This is a genomic window from Streptomyces sp. LX-29, assembly GCF_029541745.1.
GTDB lineage: Bacteria > Actinomycetota > Actinomycetes > Streptomycetales > Streptomycetaceae > Streptomyces.
The window spans coordinates 1,191,006-1,205,919 of the sequence record NZ_CP089746.1; the positions used below are offsets into that span (position 1 = coordinate 1,191,006).

A 14,914-nucleotide genomic window follows, 5' to 3' on the forward strand; every position below is an offset into this window, starting at 1 on the left:
GTCGGTCTCTCGTCGGCGGGTGGTGGGTGGATGCGGCCCCGGACCGGGCCGAGGCGCGGCCCGGGGCTCGGCTGCTCAGAGCCGGCAGGCGTGGATGCCGGTGGTCAGGATGGCCCGGGCACCCAGCTCGTAGAGCTCGTCCATGATCCGCTGGGCGTCGGCGGCCGGCACCATCGAGCGGACCGCCACCCAACCCTCGTGGTGCAGCGGGGAGACGGTCGGCGACTCCAGTCCGGGGGTGAGCGCCACGGCCTTCTCGACGTGCTCCACCCGGATGTCGTAGTCCATCATCACGTACCGCCGGGCCACCAGGACGCCCTGCATGCGGCGCAGGAACTGCTGCACCTTCGGGTCGTCGGCCGGCGCCCCGACGCGGCGGATGACGACCGCCTCCGACTCCAGGATCGGTGCGCCGATGACCTCCAGACCGGCGTTGCGCAGGGTGGTGCCGGTCTCCACGACATCCGCGATGATCTCGGCGACGCCGAGCTGGATGGCGGTCTCGACGGCCCCGTCGAGGTGGACCACGGAGGCGTCGACGCCGTTGTCGGCCAGGTGCTTGGTGACCAGGCCGGGGAAGGAGGTGGCGATCGTCATCCCGCCGAAGTCGCCCACGTCCTTGGCGGTGCCGGGACGGGTGGCGTAGCGGAACGTCGAGCCGGCGAAGCCGAGCTGCATGATCTCCTCGGCCTGGGAGCCCGAGTCGAGCAGCAGGTCGCGCCCGGTGATGCCGATGTCCAGACGGCCGGAGCCGACGTAGACGGCGATGTCGCGCGGGCGGAGGAAGAAGAACTCCACCTCGTTGTTGGTGTCCACGAGGACCAGTTCCCGCCGGTCTTTCCGCTGCCGGTAGCCCGCCTCATGGAGCATCGCCGACGCAGGCTCGGACAGAGAACCCTTGTTGGGAACGGCGATGCGCAGCATGAGAGCGATTTCCTTCGTGCGTAGGAACGTTGGACGGTGCGGGCGGGTTCGGTCGACGGGCGGGGTCGGTCGGCGACCGGGGTCAGAGGTGAGCGTATACGTCGTCGAGGGAGATCCCCCGGGCGACCATCATCACCTGGAGGTGGTAGAGCAGCTGGGAGATCTCCTCCGCGGTGCGGTCGGCGCCCTCGTACTCGGCGGCCATCCACACCTCCGCGGCCTCCTCGACGACCTTCTTGCCGATGGCATGCACGCCCTTGTCCACCAGCTCGGCGGTGCGGGAGGTGCTGGGGTCGCCCGAGGCGGCCTTGTGCTGGAGCTCCGTGAAGAGCTCCTCGAATGTCTTGTTGGCCATGGTGGTCCTAGCCTACGGGGTCCCCGGCACCGTTCGGCGCTAGGGCTCGCGTCCGCCCCGGACCCGCCTCGGCGCGGCTGTCCGGCGCGACGCGAGGCCGGGAGCCCGCGAGCCCCCGAGCGAGCCGGGACGTCGCGCGACCTCGGGAGCCGCCGGCGCCGGCGTGGACACGGGGCCCGGCGGCGCCGCGGGGGCTCGGGACCCGGCGGCGCCGCGGGAGCGCTGGGCGGCTCGGGCGCCCGTCGGTCAGTGCCAGGGCTCGGAGACCGAGCGGAGGGTGACGGCGGTGGCGACGGCGGCGGTGACCGCCTCGTGGCCCTTGTCCTCGTTGGAACCGGGCAGCCCGGCCCGGTCCAGCGCCTGCTCCTCGGTGTCACAGGTCAGCACGCCGAAGCCGACCGGCACACCGGTGTCGACGCTGACCTGGGTCAGGCCCTGGGTGACTCCCTGGCAGACGTACTCGAAGTGCGGCGTGCCGCCGCGGATCACCACGCCCAGCGCGACGACGGCGTCGTAGCCGCGGCCGGCCAACACCTTGGCGACGACCGGCAGCTCCCAGCTGCCGGGCACACGCAGCACGGTCGGCTCGTCGATGCCCAGGTCGTGGAGGGCGCGCAGCGCGCCGTCCACCAGGCCGTCCATCACCTTCTGGTGCCACTGCGCGGCCACCACGGCCACGCGCAGGTCGCCGCAGTTCTTCACGGTCAGCTCGGGTGCGCCCTTACCGCTCATGTCTCTCCTCGGTGCAGATCTTGCGTGTATCGCTGTGGGGGATGTACCGGACTACGGGGAATACGAGATGGGGAATACGAGGTGGGGGTGTCGACGGGGTCGACGGGTGAAGCGCCGACGCCCTTCCGCCGGTTGCCGCCGACGTGCCGCCCGGTTGTCGTGGGCGTACGCGTCGAGAGCCCACCGGCGGCTCGTCGCCGGCGCCTCAGCGGCGACTCACTGGTTGCCGCAGGCGGAGACGGGCTCGGCGCGCTCACGCTCGCGCTCACCCTCCAACCAGGGCAGGTCGTGCCCCATCCGGTCCCGCTTGGTGCGCAGGTAACGCAGGTTGTGCTCGCCCGCCTGGACCGGCATCGGCTCCCGCCCGGTCACCCGCAAGCCGTGCCGCACCAGGGCGGCGGTCTTGTCGGGGTTGTTGGTCATCAGGCGCAGCGAGCGCACGCCGAGGTCGGCGAGGATCTGCGCGCCGGCGGCGTAGTCCCGCGCGTCGGCGGGGAGCCCCAGCTCCAGGTTGGCGTCGAGTGTGTCGTGGCCCAGCTCCTGGAGCTCGTACGCGCGCAGCTTGGGCAGCAGCCCGATGCCGCGCCCCTCATGGCCGCGCAGGTAGAGCACCACGCCCCGCCCCTCGGCGGTGACCCGCTCCAGCGAGGCGTGCAGCTGGGGCCCGCAGTCGCAGCGCAGCGAGTGGAAGACGTCGCCGGTCAGGCACTCGGAGTGGACCCGGACCAGGACGTCCTCGCCGTCGCCGATCTCGCCGGCGACCAGCGCGATGTGCTCGACGCCGTCGGCGGTGGAGCGGTAGCCGTACGCCCGGAACTCGCCGAAGGCGGTGGGCAGCCGCGTCTCGGCCTCCCGCCGTACGGTCGGTTCGGCGGAGCGGCGGTAGGCGATGAGGTCCTCGATGGAGATGATCGCCAGGCCGTGCTTACGGGCGAACGCGACCAGTTCGGGCAGCCGCAGCATGGCGCCGTCCTCGCCGGCGATCTCGACGATCGCAGCGGCGGGACGCAGCCCCGCGAGCCGGGCGAGGTCGACTCCGGCCTCGGTGTGGCCGTTGCGGACCAGGACGCCGCCGGGGCGGGCGCGCAGCGGGAAGATGTGGCCGGGGCGGGCGAAGTCGCCGGGGACACTGTGCGGGTCGGCGAGCAGCCGGAGGGTGGTGGCCCGGTCGGCGGCGGAGATGCCGGTGCTCACGCCGTGCTCGGCGGTGGCGTCGACGGAGACCGTGAAGGCGGTGCCCATGGACTCGGTGTTCTGCGCCACCATCTGCGGCAGCTCCAGCCGGTCCACGTCGGCGCCCTCCAGCGTGGCGCAGATCAGGCCCCGGCACTCGCTCATCATGAACGCGACGATCTCCGGGGTCGCCTTCTCGGCGGCGACGATCAGATCGCCCTCGTTCTCCCGGTCCTCGTCGTCGACGACGACCACCGGGCGGCCCGCGGCGATCTCCGCGATGGCGCGCTCGACGGGGTCGAGCACCAGCCCGTCGCCCCAGCCCGGTGCGGGGTCCGCGGCGGACACCCTCCCCTCGGCCCTGGTGTCCGGCATCGCGTGCGCCGTCGCGTCCGCTTCGGCGCCCGGGGCCGCGCCGCCGACCATGGCGACGTCCCTGTCCTGCACACTCCGCAACACGGTCATTCCGCGTCGTCCTCCGTTCATCGTCGCGGCGTCCGTTCGCACCTCGGTCATGACAGCGCTCCTTCCAGCACGGGGGCGCCGGTACCCGTGTCGGCGTGGCCGGTGGTCGCGCGGTCCTCGGCCTTACGGGAGCGCAGCCACCAGTCGCGCGCGCCCCACAGGACGAGGGCGAGGTAGATGACGTACACGAGGCCGGAGAAGGTCAGCCCGCTGCTGAAGGCGAGCGGAACACCGACCACGTCGACCAGCAGCCACGCGAACCAGAACTCGACCAGCCCACGGGCCTGGGCGACCATCGCGGCAAGGGTGCCGGTGAAGATGTAGGCGTCGGGCCAGGGGTTCCAGGAGAGCTCGGGGACGGCGGTGAACAGGCCGCCCACGGCCAGGGTCCCCAGCGCCGTGCCGACCAGCAGCGCGACGCGCTCCCGGCCGGTGGCGAACCGCACGGCGACCGCGCCGCCACCGGCCTCCGGGCGGCCGCTCCGCCACCGGTGCCAGCCCCAGACGGCCACTCCCATGACCAGCAGCTGCTTGCCCACACCGCCACTGAGCTGGGCGGAGGCGTAGGCGGCGACCAGGATGGCGCCGGCCATGAACTGGGTCGGCCAGGTCCACACCGAGCGCCGCCAGCCCAGGGCCAGGGCGGCCAGCCCCAGGGTGTTGCCGATCAGGTCGGACCACAGGACGCGCTGTCCGAGCACCTGCCCGGCCCCGCTGTTCAGCCAGTTCAGCCCGTCGATGGCCGCGGCGCTCATTGGACGTCTTCCTTCTGCTTCGTATCGTGCCCGTCGCGGCCCTCATGGCCGAGCATCCGCTCGACGTACTTGGCGACGACGTCGACCTCGAGGTTGACCGGGTCACCGACCTGCTTGATGCCGAGGGTGGTCAGGGCGAGCGTGGTGGGGATCAGGCTGACGGTGAAGTGGTCGTCGGCGGCGTCGACGACGGTCAGGCTGATGCCGTCGACGGTGATGGAACCCTTCTCCACCACATAGCGGGCGATGCCGGTGGGCAGCGAGATCTTCACCAGCTCCCAGTGCTCGGCCGGGGTGCGCTCGAGGATGGTCCCGGTGCCGTCGACGTGGCCCTGGACCAGGTGGCCACCGAGCCGACCGCCCAGCTGCATGGGGCGCTCCAGGTTGACGCGCGCGCCGGGGACGAGGGCTCCGAGGCTGGAACGCTTCAGGGTCTCGGCCATGACATCGGCGGTGAACTGACCGTCGGCGGTCTCCACCACCGTCAGACAGACGCCGTTGACGGCGATGGAGTCGCCGTGTTTCGCGTCGTCGGTGACGAGGGGACCGCGCAGTCGGAAGCGGGACGCGTCGCCGAGGTCCTCGACGGCGACGACCTCACCCAGTTCTTCAACGATGCCCGTGAACACGTCAGTTCTCCTCGGAGTCGGTGTCGGTACTGGTGCTGGTGCTGGTGGATCCGGTGGCGCCGGGATCGGTGTCCGCGGCGTCGTGGCCGGTGCCGGCGGTGGGTACGGCGGTGTCGGCGGTGGGTACGGCGGTGATGCGCAGATCGGGCCCGAACCAGGTCACGTCGGTCACATCGAGGCGCAACGCCTCGGCGATGGTGGTGATTCCGGCGTCGGTGAGCGCGGCGCGCCCGGCGCCCAGCAGCACCGGGGCGAGGTACCCCACGACCTGGTCGACGGCGCCGGCGGCGACGAAGGAACCGGCCAGCGTGGGCCCGCCCTCCAGCAGCACCGAACGCACCCCGCGCGCGTGGAGGGCGGCGAGGAGGGCGTGGATCCCCAGGCCCGTGTCGTCGGCGGGCAGACGTACCACGTCCACGCCCGGCAGATGGTGGGTGTCGGCCTGCTCGGACACGGCGATCAGCGTCGGCGCGGCGTCGTCCAGGACCCGGGCGCTCGCCAGGATCATGGCGTTGGTGTCCACGACCACCCGCAGCGGCTGAGTGACCCCCTCACGGCCCCGTACGGCCAGGTGCGGGTCGTCGGTGCGCAGCGTGCCGGAGCCGACGACGACGGCGTCCGCCTCGGCGCGCAGCCGGTGCACGTCCGCGCGGGAGGCGGCCGAGGTGATCCAGCGGCTGGTGCCGTCGGCGGCGGCGATGCGGCCGTCGAGCGTCGCCGCGTACTTCCACACCACGTACGGGCGGCCGAGCCGGGCGGCGGTCAGCCAGGCGCGGTTGCCCGCCTCGGCCTCCTCGGCCAGCAACCCGACCTCCACCTCCACGCCGGCGGCCGCGAGGGTGGTGGCGCCGCCGGTCGCGGCGGGGGTGGGGTCGGCGACGGCGTAGACCACGCGGGCGATCCCGGCGTCGAGCAGCGCCTGGGCACAGGGCCCGGTGCGGCCGGTGTGGTTGCAGGGTTCCAGGGTGACGACGGCGGTGCCGCCACGGGCCCGGTCGCCGGCCGCGCGCAGCGCGTGCACCTCGGCGTGCGGCCCCCCGGCCCGCTGGTGCCATCCCTCGCCGACGGGCTGACCGTCCTGATCGAGGATCACGCAGCCGACGACCGGGTTGGGGCTGGTATGCCCGAGGCCACGGGCGGCGAGCGCGACGGCGCGGCGCATCGCTTGGGCTTCGGCTGCGGTGGCCACCGGGTCCTCCTGCCTCTTCGGGCACGGACTCCGGGGCTGTCGAAGAACGACAGAAGCGGGAACGCCGCACAACACGTACGCGGCCGCGACCGACGCGGACCGCCGCCGCGCATGCGCGGGTACGAGCCGTCGCCGACACGACGACGCACCGGTGCTTCGCCCGCCGCGCACTGCCTCCCATCCGGACTTTCACCGTCGGTCCAGGAATTTCACCTGGTCAACCGGCCGCTGGCTGCGGACGGGTCGCGGACTGTAACCGCCGGTTCGGATTTTCACCGACCCCGGAGTGCGCTGACGTCACTGGTACGCGACCAGTGTGCCACGGCTCATACGAGCGGATGGAGGCGGTCTCCGTGTGGCTTCTCTCACCCGTTCACCTGGTGAGACGCCGATGCCGAACACATCGCGTCAGGTATTCATGCCGTTCGTCCTTCGCGATCGCCCGAACGGCGCCGTCGTCCTCGGCCGCGCGGTGGGCGGTCCGGACGTGCTCGCGGAGCCGGCTGGACTCGGGGGTGCCCCGCTCGTGCGGGGCGTCGGCGCACACAGGGCGGTGAGCTGCTCCTGAACCGCCTCCAGCGGCAGCTGGGGACCGGAGCCGCCGCCCGCGTCCCGCTCCTCCGCCGACTGTCGCTCGACGGCGTCGAGCCGCGCCTTCCCCTCGGCGCGGCACCGCTCCGCGTCCTCCTTCGCCAGGTTGGTGCGCTCCAGCTCCGCCCGCACGCCTGGGGGTGCGGGGGCGGCGCGGGAGCGAGGGCCGATTCGGACGGCGTGCCGGGGCACGGGCGCGGCGACCAGGCGGCGCGATCCGGGCCGTGCCGCGGGACGCGACCGTCCGGTCGGAAGCGGAGGCCGCGTCAGACGGGGGCTCCGAAGAGGTCGTTCTGGGCGGCGTCCATGGCCGTGAGGACGGCGCCGCGCAGCACGGCCTCGCCGCCCAGCTCTCCCGCCCGCACCTCGGTGCGCAACGGGGACATGCCGGCGACCCGGGCCTCCACCAGACGGGCCAGCGCGGCGCCCCCGGCCCGGCCCAGCTCGCCGCCGAGGACGACGCGGCCGGGGTCGAGCACGGCGCAGGCCGCGGCCGCGCCGATCGCGACGCGGGCGGCGAGCGCGTCCAGGAAGGGCTCGCCACGGGCCCCGGCCGTGGCGGCAGCGCGGACGGCCGCCTCCGCGTCGGCCGCGGGCCAGCCGTGCGCGCCGGCCAGCTCCCGGACCGCGGCGCCGCCGACCAGGGCGTGGAAGCCACCGCCGCAGTCGGTCGCCGAGGGTAGGGCACCGGTGCCGGGCACCGGGAGGAAGCCGATCTCGCCGGCTCCGCCGGAGGCGCCGCGCCGCAGCGCACCGTCGAGAACCACGGCCGCGCCGACACCCTCGCCCAGCCACAGCAGAACGAAGGTGTCCCGATCGCGGGCGGCACCGGTCCGCTGTTCGGCGACGGCGGCCAGGTTGACCTCGTTCTCCAGCAGCACCGGGGCGGCGAACCCGCTGTGCAGCGCGGCCGCCAGCCGGCCGTGCCAGGACGGGAGCCCGGCGCCGGAGTTCAGCTCGCCGGTCGCGGGGTCGACCAGGCCGGGCGCGCCGACGGCGAGGGTGTGCGGCGGCACCGCGCCCGCCTCCTTCACCGCGCGTTCCACCAGCTCCACGGCGCCGCGCACGGCTCGCTCCGGGTCGGCGTCCGGGGCGACCGGCAGCGCCGTCTCGACGACGGCCCGGCCGAGCAGGTCGGCGACGCACACCGTCACGCCGTCGGTGCGGGCGTCGACACCGACGAGGTACGCACGGTCGGCGACGATCCCGTACAGCCGGGCGTTGGGGCCCCGACGCTCGGCCCCCGCCTCGCCCATGACCGCGATCAGGCCGGAGTCGCGCAGCCGTTCGACGAGGTCGGCCACCGTCGGCCGGGACAACCCGGTCATCGCCTTGAGCTGGCCTGCCGTCAGGGGGCCGTGTTCCTGGAGGAGTCTCAGGGCGAGGCGGTCGTTGATCGCCCGTGCCGTGCTCGGGGAGGCGGTCTGTCTCGACGCTGTCATGGCGACATCCTATATCTATCAGGAAGGCTTCCTGATAGTTTCACTCGGCAAGGGAACGGGGAACGGGGTGGGCCGCCGGCCGCGAAGGTCAGGGAGGGTGGGTAGCAGCATGGGCAGCCGAGTCGAGGAGGAGCCACGCATGGCCGAGGTGCGACGGGCACGGCTGGCCGTCGCGGCCGTGTTCGCCGTGCACGGCGCGGTGACCGGCAACTTCGCCACCCGCATCCCCTGGATCCAGGAGCAGTTGGACATCAGCGCGGGACGGCTCGGTCTGGCGCTCGCCTTCCCCGCGATCGGAGCGTCGCTCGCCATGCCGCTGGCCGGCTGGGTGAGCCACCGCTTCGGCGCCCGCGCGGCACTCCGTGGGCTGCTGGCCCTGTGGTGCGCCTCGCTCGCGCTGCCCGCGGCCTCTCCCGGTCTGGTCTGGCTGTTCGGCGCCCTGTTCCTCTACGGGGCGACCTCGGGGATGTCCGACGTGGCCATGAACGCGCTCGGCGTGGAGATCGAACAGCGACTCGGCCGTTCGATCATGTCCGGGCTGCACGGCATGTGGAGCGTGGGCGCCCTCGTCGGGTCCGCCGCCGGCACGGTCGCCGCGCACGCCGACGCCGACGCCCGGCTGCACCTGGGCATCGCGGCCGCGGTGCTCACCGTCCTCGGGGTCGTCGCCTGCCGATGGGTGCTCGACCTGCGCGGCGCCCCCGAGGAACACCCGCCGCCGCGCTTCGCCCTGCCGCCGCGCTCCGCGCTGATCATCGGCGCGGTGGGCTTCTGCGCGGTCTTCGCGGAGGGCGCCAGCCTCGACTGGTCCGCCGTCTATCTGCGCGATGTCATGGACTCCTCCCCCGGTCTCGCCGCCGCCTGCACCACCGCCTTCGCCTGCACCATGGCCGCCGCCCGACTCGCCGGCGACGCGATCGTGGCCCGGCTGGGCCCGGTCCGGACCGTGCGCGGCGGCGGCGCGCTCGCCACGCTCGGCGGGCTGCTGGTCGTCGTGGCACCGCACCCCGCCGTCGCCATCGCCGGCTTCGGCTGTGTCGGCCTGGGCATCGCGGTGGTCGTCCCGCTCGCCTTCGCCGCCGCCGGCCGCAGCGGCCCGGCCCCCAGCCAGGCCATCGCGGGCGTCGCCACCATCACCTACACCTCCGGCCTGATCGCCCCCGCCGCCATGGGCTCGATCGCCGATCTGACCTCCCTCACCACCTCCTTCGCCCTCGTCACGGCCCTCGCTCTCGGTCTGGTCGTCGGCGCCGGCGTGCTGCGGGGCGGGTCCGGCCCCAGCCCCGCCCAGGCCACCTCGGCGCCCTCCGCCGAGGGTCACTCCAGCGCGGACGGTTCCGTCTCCGGCGGCTCCGCCCCCGGCGGTGCCCTCCCCGGCGCTGCCCTCCCTGGCGGTTCCGCAATCCAGGAGACGACGGTTCGGCGGGCGCCGAACGATGGCGGGAGCATCATGGAGCGATGACCCACCCCGAGCCCACCGGGCCACAACTCGCCCGACTCGCCGCGCTGCTGGCCGACGAGACCCGCGTCCGCTTCTGCCTGGCGCTTCTCGACGGCCGGGCGTGGACCGCCGGAGAGCTGGCCCGGCAGGCGGGGGTCGCCGCCTCCACGGCCAGTGAGCAACTGAACCGCCTCGTCGACGGCGGTCTGCTGGCGGAGGAGCGGCAGGGGCGGCACCGCTATCTACGCCTGGCCGGACCCGAGGTCGCCCAGCTGATCGAGGACCTCTCCGCGTATGCGGCGCCTCCTTCCCCACCGCGGACCCTGCGCGCCGCCGGCGCCAGCAGCGCCATGGCCCGCGCCCGCACCTGCTACGACCACCTGGCCGGCCGGCTCGGCACCGCCATCACCGCGGCCATGGTCGATCGCGGCCTCCTCCAACAGCACACGGGCTTCGCGCTCACGGACGACGGCCTCGCCTGGTTCCGCGAGTTGGGCGTCGACCTGACGGCCGCCCCGACCGGCCGCCGCCCGATGGCCCGCGGCTGTCTGGACTGGACGGAGCGCCGACCACATCTGGCCGGCCGCGCCGGCGCCGCCCTGTGTCGCCATGCGCTGGAGGCCGGATGGTGCGTGCGCATCGGCAGCCGGCGCGCGCTCCGTGTCAGCGACACCGGCCGGCAGGCACTCCGCCGGTTGCTCGACCTCGACCTCGACCTGCTCGACCTTGAGGGGACCCGACCGTGACCACGGCCACCACCGAACGTTGCGCCGCCTTCCGCCGACTCCACCACGCCGACCGCCCGCTGCTGCTCCCCAACGCCTGGGACCACGCCAGCGGCGCCGCGCTGGCCCGGCGCGGATTCCGCGCGCTGGGGACCACCAGCCTGGGCGTCGCCGCGGCGGCCGGGCTGCCGGACGCGACCGGCGCCGCCCGCGAGGAGACGCTCGCCCTCGCCCGCGGCCTGGCCCGACTGCCCGTGCTCGTCAGCGTCGACATCGAGGGCGGTTTCAGCGACCGGCCGGAAGAGGTCGCGGAACTCGCCGCCGAGCTGGCGGCGGCCGGAGTGGTCGGCGTGAACATCGAGGACGGCCGCTCCGAGGGGGCGCTGACACCCCTCGGACGGCAATGTGAGGTGATCACAGCCGTCAAGGAGCGGGCGCCCGAGCTCTTCGTGAACGCCCGGACCGACACCCACTGGTTCCCCGCGTTGGCCGGGGACACCGCTCCCCCGCTGTCGGCGGCTCTCGAACGGGCCGAAGCCTATGTCCGTGCGGGCGCCGACGGCGTCTTCGTGCCCGGCCTGACCGACGAGAAGGACATCGCGGCACTGGTCCGGGACCTGGGGCGGGCCCCGCTCAATGTGTTGTTCGCCCCCGGCCGGCACCGCTACGAGGTCCTCGCCGAGCTGGGTGTCGGCAGGGTCAGCTGCGGCTCGCTGCTCTTCCGGGCCGCCCTGCACCGAGCGGTGGAGCTGGCCTGGTCCATCGAGCACCCCGACGCGGCTCCGAGCAGCCCCCTCTCCTATGAGCAGGCGCAGACCTTGTCCTACGATTTCGAGGCGGAACCCCCAGAGGACCCTCCCATCACGGGATGAACCTCCCTTACGGCCCCTTAACATTGCTCCGATCCCCCCGCGTATCGATGAAGTGGAGCAGTCATGGGCCTGGGCCTGCGCTGGACCCTGCACGGCGACGGGCGCACCCCCGCCCCCGGAGCCGTCGTCAGACCCGATGAGCGGCTGTCGTGGCCCAGGACCGCGGGGCTCGGCGCGCAGCATGTGGTCGCCATGTTCGGCGCTTCCTTCGTCGCGCCGGTGCTGATGGGCCTGGATCCGAATCTCGCCATCATGATGTCGGGCGTCGCGACCATGATCTTCCTGGTCGCGACCCGTGGCCGGGTCCCCAGTTATCTCGGTTGCAGCCTCTCCTTCGTGGGGGTGGCCGCCGTCATCCGGGCGCAGGGCGGCGGCAGCGCCGCGGTGACCGGTGCGATCCTGGTCGTCGGCGCGGCCCTGTTCCTCAGTGGGCTCGCGGTCCAGCGCTTCGGTGCGCGGATCATCCACGCGGCGATGCCCCCCGTGGTCACCGGCGCCGTGGTCATGCTGATCGGCTTCAATCTGGCGCCGGTCACCGCGCGCACCTACTGGCCGACCGACCAGTGGACGGCGCTGCTGACGATGCTCTTCACCGGGCTGGCCGTGGTCTGTCTGCGCGGCTTCTGGTCGCGGATCGCGATCTTCCTGGGGCTGATCTTCGGCTATGCGCTCTCCTGGGCCCTGGACCGGATCTTCGGGAAGATCCACTCGGTGAACGGCGGCACCCAGGCGGTGGACCACTGGCGGCTCGACCTCTCCGAGGTGGGATCCGCCGACTGGATCGGGCTCCCCTCCCTGCACGCCCCCAGCTTCGAGTGGTCGGCGATCCTCGTCGCGCTTCCGGTGGTGATCGCGCTGATCGCGGAGAACGCCGGCCATGTGAAGGCAGTGGGCGAGATGATCAACGATCCACTGGACGACAAGCTGGGCACGGCCATCGCGGCGGACGGCGCCGCGACCATGCTGTCGACGGCCGTCGGCGGCCCCGCCAACACCACCTACTCCGAGAACATCGGCGTGATGGCCGCCACCCGCGTCTACTCCACCGCCGCCTACTGGGCAGCCGCCTGCTTCGCTCTCCTCTTCGGCCTGTGCCCCAAGTTCGGCGCGGTCGTGGCCGCGATCCCCGGCGGTGTCCTCGGCGGCATCACCGTGATCCTCTACGGAATGATCGGTCTGCTCGGCGCCCAGATCTGGGTGCACAACGACGTGGACCTGCGCAATCCGCTCAACCTGGTGCCGGTGGCGGCGGGCGTCATCATCGGCGTCGGCGGTGTCAGCCTGAAGATCAGCGACAACTTCGAGCTGAGCGGCATCGCGCTCGGCACGATCGTCGTCATCACCGGCTACCACGTGCTGCGGGCCCTGGCCCCCGCCCACCTGAAGGGTCAGGAGCCGCTGTTGGACGCCGGGACCAGCGCCTACGACGACAAGGGGACGGGCGCGGGCACGGGGACGACCACGGGAACGGGGACCGACTGACCCGTCTCCCACCGCCGGCGGCCCACCCTCCCGGGGCCGCCGGCGGACGAGCCATGCCTTACACCGTGAGGTCCTGAAGTCCCAGCACACGGAGCAGCTCCAGTCGTTCATACGATTCGGTGCCCGGTTGGGCGGTATAGACGATCAACCGTTGGGCGTGCTCGGCGCTCAGCAGCACCTCGCACTCCAGCTCCAGCAGTCCCACCATCGGATGCTCGAAGCGAGTGATGGACGAGCGCTGCACGGCCACCTCATGCGCCTCCCACAGGGCGGCGAACTCCGCACTGCCGGCCCGCAACTCGGCGACCAGCGCGGCGGGGCCGGGGTCGTCGGGCCGGGCGGCGAGCACTGCCCGCAGGTTCGCCACGTGCGTCCGCGCGTGCCGCTCACGGTCCGCCGCGGGCGTCAGCGAGGGGCCAGGCCGCTCGGTGAAGAACCGGCGGACCATGTTCCGATCCGCCGGCGGCCGGGCGCTCACGTCACCGACCAGGGCAGCCGCCAGCGCGTTCTGCGCCAGGATGTCGCCCCAGTCGTTGGTGACCTGCGCGGCGGCGTCGTACAACCGGTCCAGCACGCGCAGTATGCCGGGCGGCACATGCCCGGAGGTGCCGCGGTCACGCGGCGGCTCCTCACCCGCCAGATGAAAGAGATGGTCCCGCTCGTCGTCGGTCAGCCGCAGCGCCCGGGCGAGCGCGGTCAGCATCTGACGGGACGGACGCGGGCCGCGCGCCTGCTCCAACCGGGCGTAGTAGTCCGTGGACATGCCGGTGAGCTGGGCCACCTCCTCTCGGCGGAGGCCGGGCGTGCGGCGCCGCGCGCCCGGCCCCAGTCCGACGTCGGTGGGTGCGAGGCGTGCGCGGCAGCGGCGAAGGAAGTCGGCGAATTCATTGCGATCCACGCGTTCATGGTCCCCGCGCTGACGCAGAGTAACCAGGGTCTGCGAATCCCCGGATCGACAGACCCCTGATGTCGCATCCTGTGATCTCGCGTCCCCTGAGGCGGCGTCCTTTTGATCTGGCGTCCTCTGTTCTGGCGTCCTCTGATCCGCTGTCCCCTGATCCGGCATCCTCCGACTGACGGTCCGCGGATCGGCGACCCCCGGAGCGACGAACCCCGGACCGGCGAGACCCGGACCGGCGAGCCGCGGATCCGGGATCCGCCGATCGCCAAGTCTCTCCTCCAGCCGAGCCGGACCGTGCACGCTGGTGATGCAACGGATCGCCGACGGAAGGCCGTTGCCATGCATCTCAGGCGAGCTCGACACGAGGGCGAGGGGTACGTCTCATGACGTGGGTGCGATTCCGCTTACCGCCTGTTAGCCCGTTACGGGGAAACCGCCGTGCGCGAGCCCCCGGCGGACCGGGCGGCTGGGACCCTGAGCCCCATGACAGAGGCCGACCAGCCGTGCGCCCCGCGGACCTTCGACCACGTGGTGGCACGGATGCGGACGATCGACACCGCGTTGCCGCCGCACGACGGGGTGGCGATCTTCAATCGGGTGTACCTCTCGGTCACCGAGGAGGTCGGGCGACGGCTGATCACCGGCCACTTCCACCACCCGGCAGCGACCGAGGACCTGGCCGTGCGGTTCGCCGGACGCTATCTGGCCGCCCTCGACGCGGTGGCGGCCGGGCGGCGACCGCCCGCCTGTTGGCGGCCGCTGTTCCAACTGCGCCGCCACCCCGCGGTGCGTCCGCTCCAGTTCGCGCTGGCGGGCATCAACGCGCACATCGGCTACGACCTGGCGCTGGCGCTCATCAGCACCTGTCACGGGCGGGAGTTGGAACCGGCGGCGCTGGAAGGAGACTTCGACCGGGTCGGCGAGGTGTTGGTCAGGATGGAGGAGCGCATCCGCGAGGAGTTGATGCCGGGCCCCGACCTGCTGGATGTGGCCGACCCCTTCACCCACCTGGTGGGTGCCTGGAGTCTGGAGCGCGCACGGGACGCGGCGTGGGCCACCTTTCGCACCCTGTGGGGCCTGCGTGGGCTTCCGGAGGTGGCGGAGGAGTTCTCCGATCGGGTGGACGCCGGTGTCGGGCTCGTCGGCCGCTGTCTCCTCACGCCGCTGGGCTGACCGCCCGGCGGACCGCGCTCCGGTGCCCGGACATGGATGCGGGCCGCCGCCACGCGTGTCGCGGC

The 14,914-nt window shown here is 73.2% G+C and carries 15 protein-coding genes and 1 riboswitch; of the genes, 5 read left to right on the top strand and 10 right to left on the bottom strand.

What is annotated here, in order from left to right; genetic code table 11:
* Positions 1-75 precede the first annotated feature (75 nt).
* The 9 genes from hisG to LRS74_RS05245 form a co-directional block, all read right to left on the bottom strand.
* Positions 76-924, bottom strand: a complete 849-nt coding sequence (gene hisG / locus LRS74_RS05205) for an ATP phosphoribosyltransferase (RefSeq protein WP_277739872.1) — start codon at positions 922-924, stop codon at positions 76-78.
* Between the two features lie 82 nt (positions 925-1,006).
* The gene (locus LRS74_RS05210) at positions 1,007-1,279 is read right to left on the bottom strand and encodes a phosphoribosyl-ATP diphosphatase (RefSeq protein ID WP_144382497.1); all 273 of its coding nucleotides are present in this window, start codon (positions 1,277-1,279) and stop codon (positions 1,007-1,009) included.
* Positions 1,280-1,525: 246 nt separating this feature from the next.
* A complete protein-coding gene (gene ribH, locus LRS74_RS05215) occupies positions 1,526-2,011 on the bottom strand; it encodes a 6,7-dimethyl-8-ribityllumazine synthase (RefSeq protein WP_277739873.1) in 486 nt (161 codons plus the stop codon).
* Positions 2,012-2,227: 216 nt separating this feature from the next.
* Positions 2,228-3,559: a bifunctional 3,4-dihydroxy-2-butanone-4-phosphate synthase/GTP cyclohydrolase II gene (locus LRS74_RS05220; protein ID WP_277744610.1), complete on the bottom strand. Its 1,332-nt coding sequence runs from the start codon at positions 3,557-3,559 to the stop codon at positions 2,228-2,230.
* A gap of 137 nt (positions 3,560-3,696) precedes the next feature.
* Positions 3,697-4,404 (bottom strand): nicotinamide mononucleotide transporter family protein, encoded by a 708-nt coding sequence (locus LRS74_RS05225; protein WP_277739874.1) that lies wholly within the window; start codon positions 4,402-4,404, stop codon positions 3,697-3,699.
* On the bottom strand, positions 4,401-5,033 hold the full coding sequence (locus tag LRS74_RS05230; protein WP_277739875.1) for a riboflavin synthase: 633 nt from the start codon (positions 5,031-5,033) through the stop codon (positions 4,401-4,403). The genes LRS74_RS05225 and LRS74_RS05230 overlap by 4 nt, the downstream gene beginning before the upstream one ends.
* Before the next feature lies 1 nt (position 5,034).
* A complete protein-coding gene (gene ribD, locus LRS74_RS05235; protein WP_277739876.1) occupies positions 5,035-6,222 on the bottom strand; it encodes a bifunctional diaminohydroxyphosphoribosylaminopyrimidine deaminase/5-amino-6-(5-phosphoribosylamino)uracil reductase RibD in 1,188 nt (395 codons plus the stop codon).
* 163 nt (positions 6,223-6,385) lie between these two features.
* A riboswitch (FMN riboswitch) is annotated at positions 6,386-6,516 on the bottom strand.
* Positions 6,517-6,630: 114 nt separating this feature from the next.
* Positions 6,631-6,945 (bottom strand): hypothetical protein, encoded by a 315-nt coding sequence (locus LRS74_RS05240; RefSeq protein ID WP_277739877.1) that lies wholly within the window; start codon positions 6,943-6,945, stop codon positions 6,631-6,633.
* Positions 6,946-7,079: 134 nt separating this feature from the next.
* Positions 7,080-8,255 (bottom strand): ROK family transcriptional regulator, encoded by a 1,176-nt coding sequence (locus tag LRS74_RS05245; protein ID WP_277739878.1) that lies wholly within the window; start codon positions 8,253-8,255, stop codon positions 7,080-7,082.
* 139 nt (positions 8,256-8,394) lie between these two features.
* Here LRS74_RS05245 and LRS74_RS05250 point away from each other — a divergent pair, with 139 nt between their 5' ends.
* The 4 genes from LRS74_RS05250 (at position 8,395) to LRS74_RS05265 (ending at position 12,775) form a co-directional block, all read left to right on the top strand.
* The gene (locus tag LRS74_RS05250) at positions 8,395-9,717 is read left to right on the top strand and encodes an MFS transporter (RefSeq protein ID WP_277739879.1); all 1,323 of its coding nucleotides are present in this window, start codon (positions 8,395-8,397) and stop codon (positions 9,715-9,717) included.
* Positions 9,714-10,442, top strand: coding sequence for a winged helix-turn-helix domain-containing protein (locus LRS74_RS05255; protein WP_277739880.1), 729 nt, complete (start codon positions 9,714-9,716; stop codon positions 10,440-10,442). Before LRS74_RS05250 ends, LRS74_RS05255 begins: the two co-directional genes overlap by 4 nt.
* The gene (locus LRS74_RS05260; RefSeq protein ID WP_277739881.1) at positions 10,439-11,293 is read left to right on the top strand and encodes an isocitrate lyase/phosphoenolpyruvate mutase family protein; all 855 of its coding nucleotides are present in this window, start codon (positions 10,439-10,441) and stop codon (positions 11,291-11,293) included. The genes LRS74_RS05255 and LRS74_RS05260 overlap by 4 nt, the downstream gene beginning before the upstream one ends.
* Before the next feature lie 63 nt (positions 11,294-11,356).
* A complete protein-coding gene (locus tag LRS74_RS05265) occupies positions 11,357-12,775 on the top strand; it encodes a solute carrier family 23 protein (RefSeq protein ID WP_277739882.1) in 1,419 nt (472 codons plus the stop codon).
* A gap of 58 nt (positions 12,776-12,833) precedes the next feature.
* On the opposite strand, the gene LRS74_RS05270 is transcribed toward LRS74_RS05265, so the two are convergent.
* Positions 12,834-13,673, bottom strand: coding sequence for a helix-turn-helix transcriptional regulator (locus tag LRS74_RS05270; RefSeq protein ID WP_277739883.1), 840 nt, complete (start codon positions 13,671-13,673; stop codon positions 12,834-12,836).
* Positions 13,674-14,159: 486 nt separating this feature from the next.
* On the opposite strand from LRS74_RS05270, the gene LRS74_RS05275 reads away from it, so the two are divergent.
* A complete protein-coding gene (locus LRS74_RS05275) occupies positions 14,160-14,849 on the top strand; it encodes a DUF5995 family protein (RefSeq protein WP_277739884.1) in 690 nt (229 codons plus the stop codon).
* Positions 14,850-14,914: the final 65 nt, after the last annotated feature.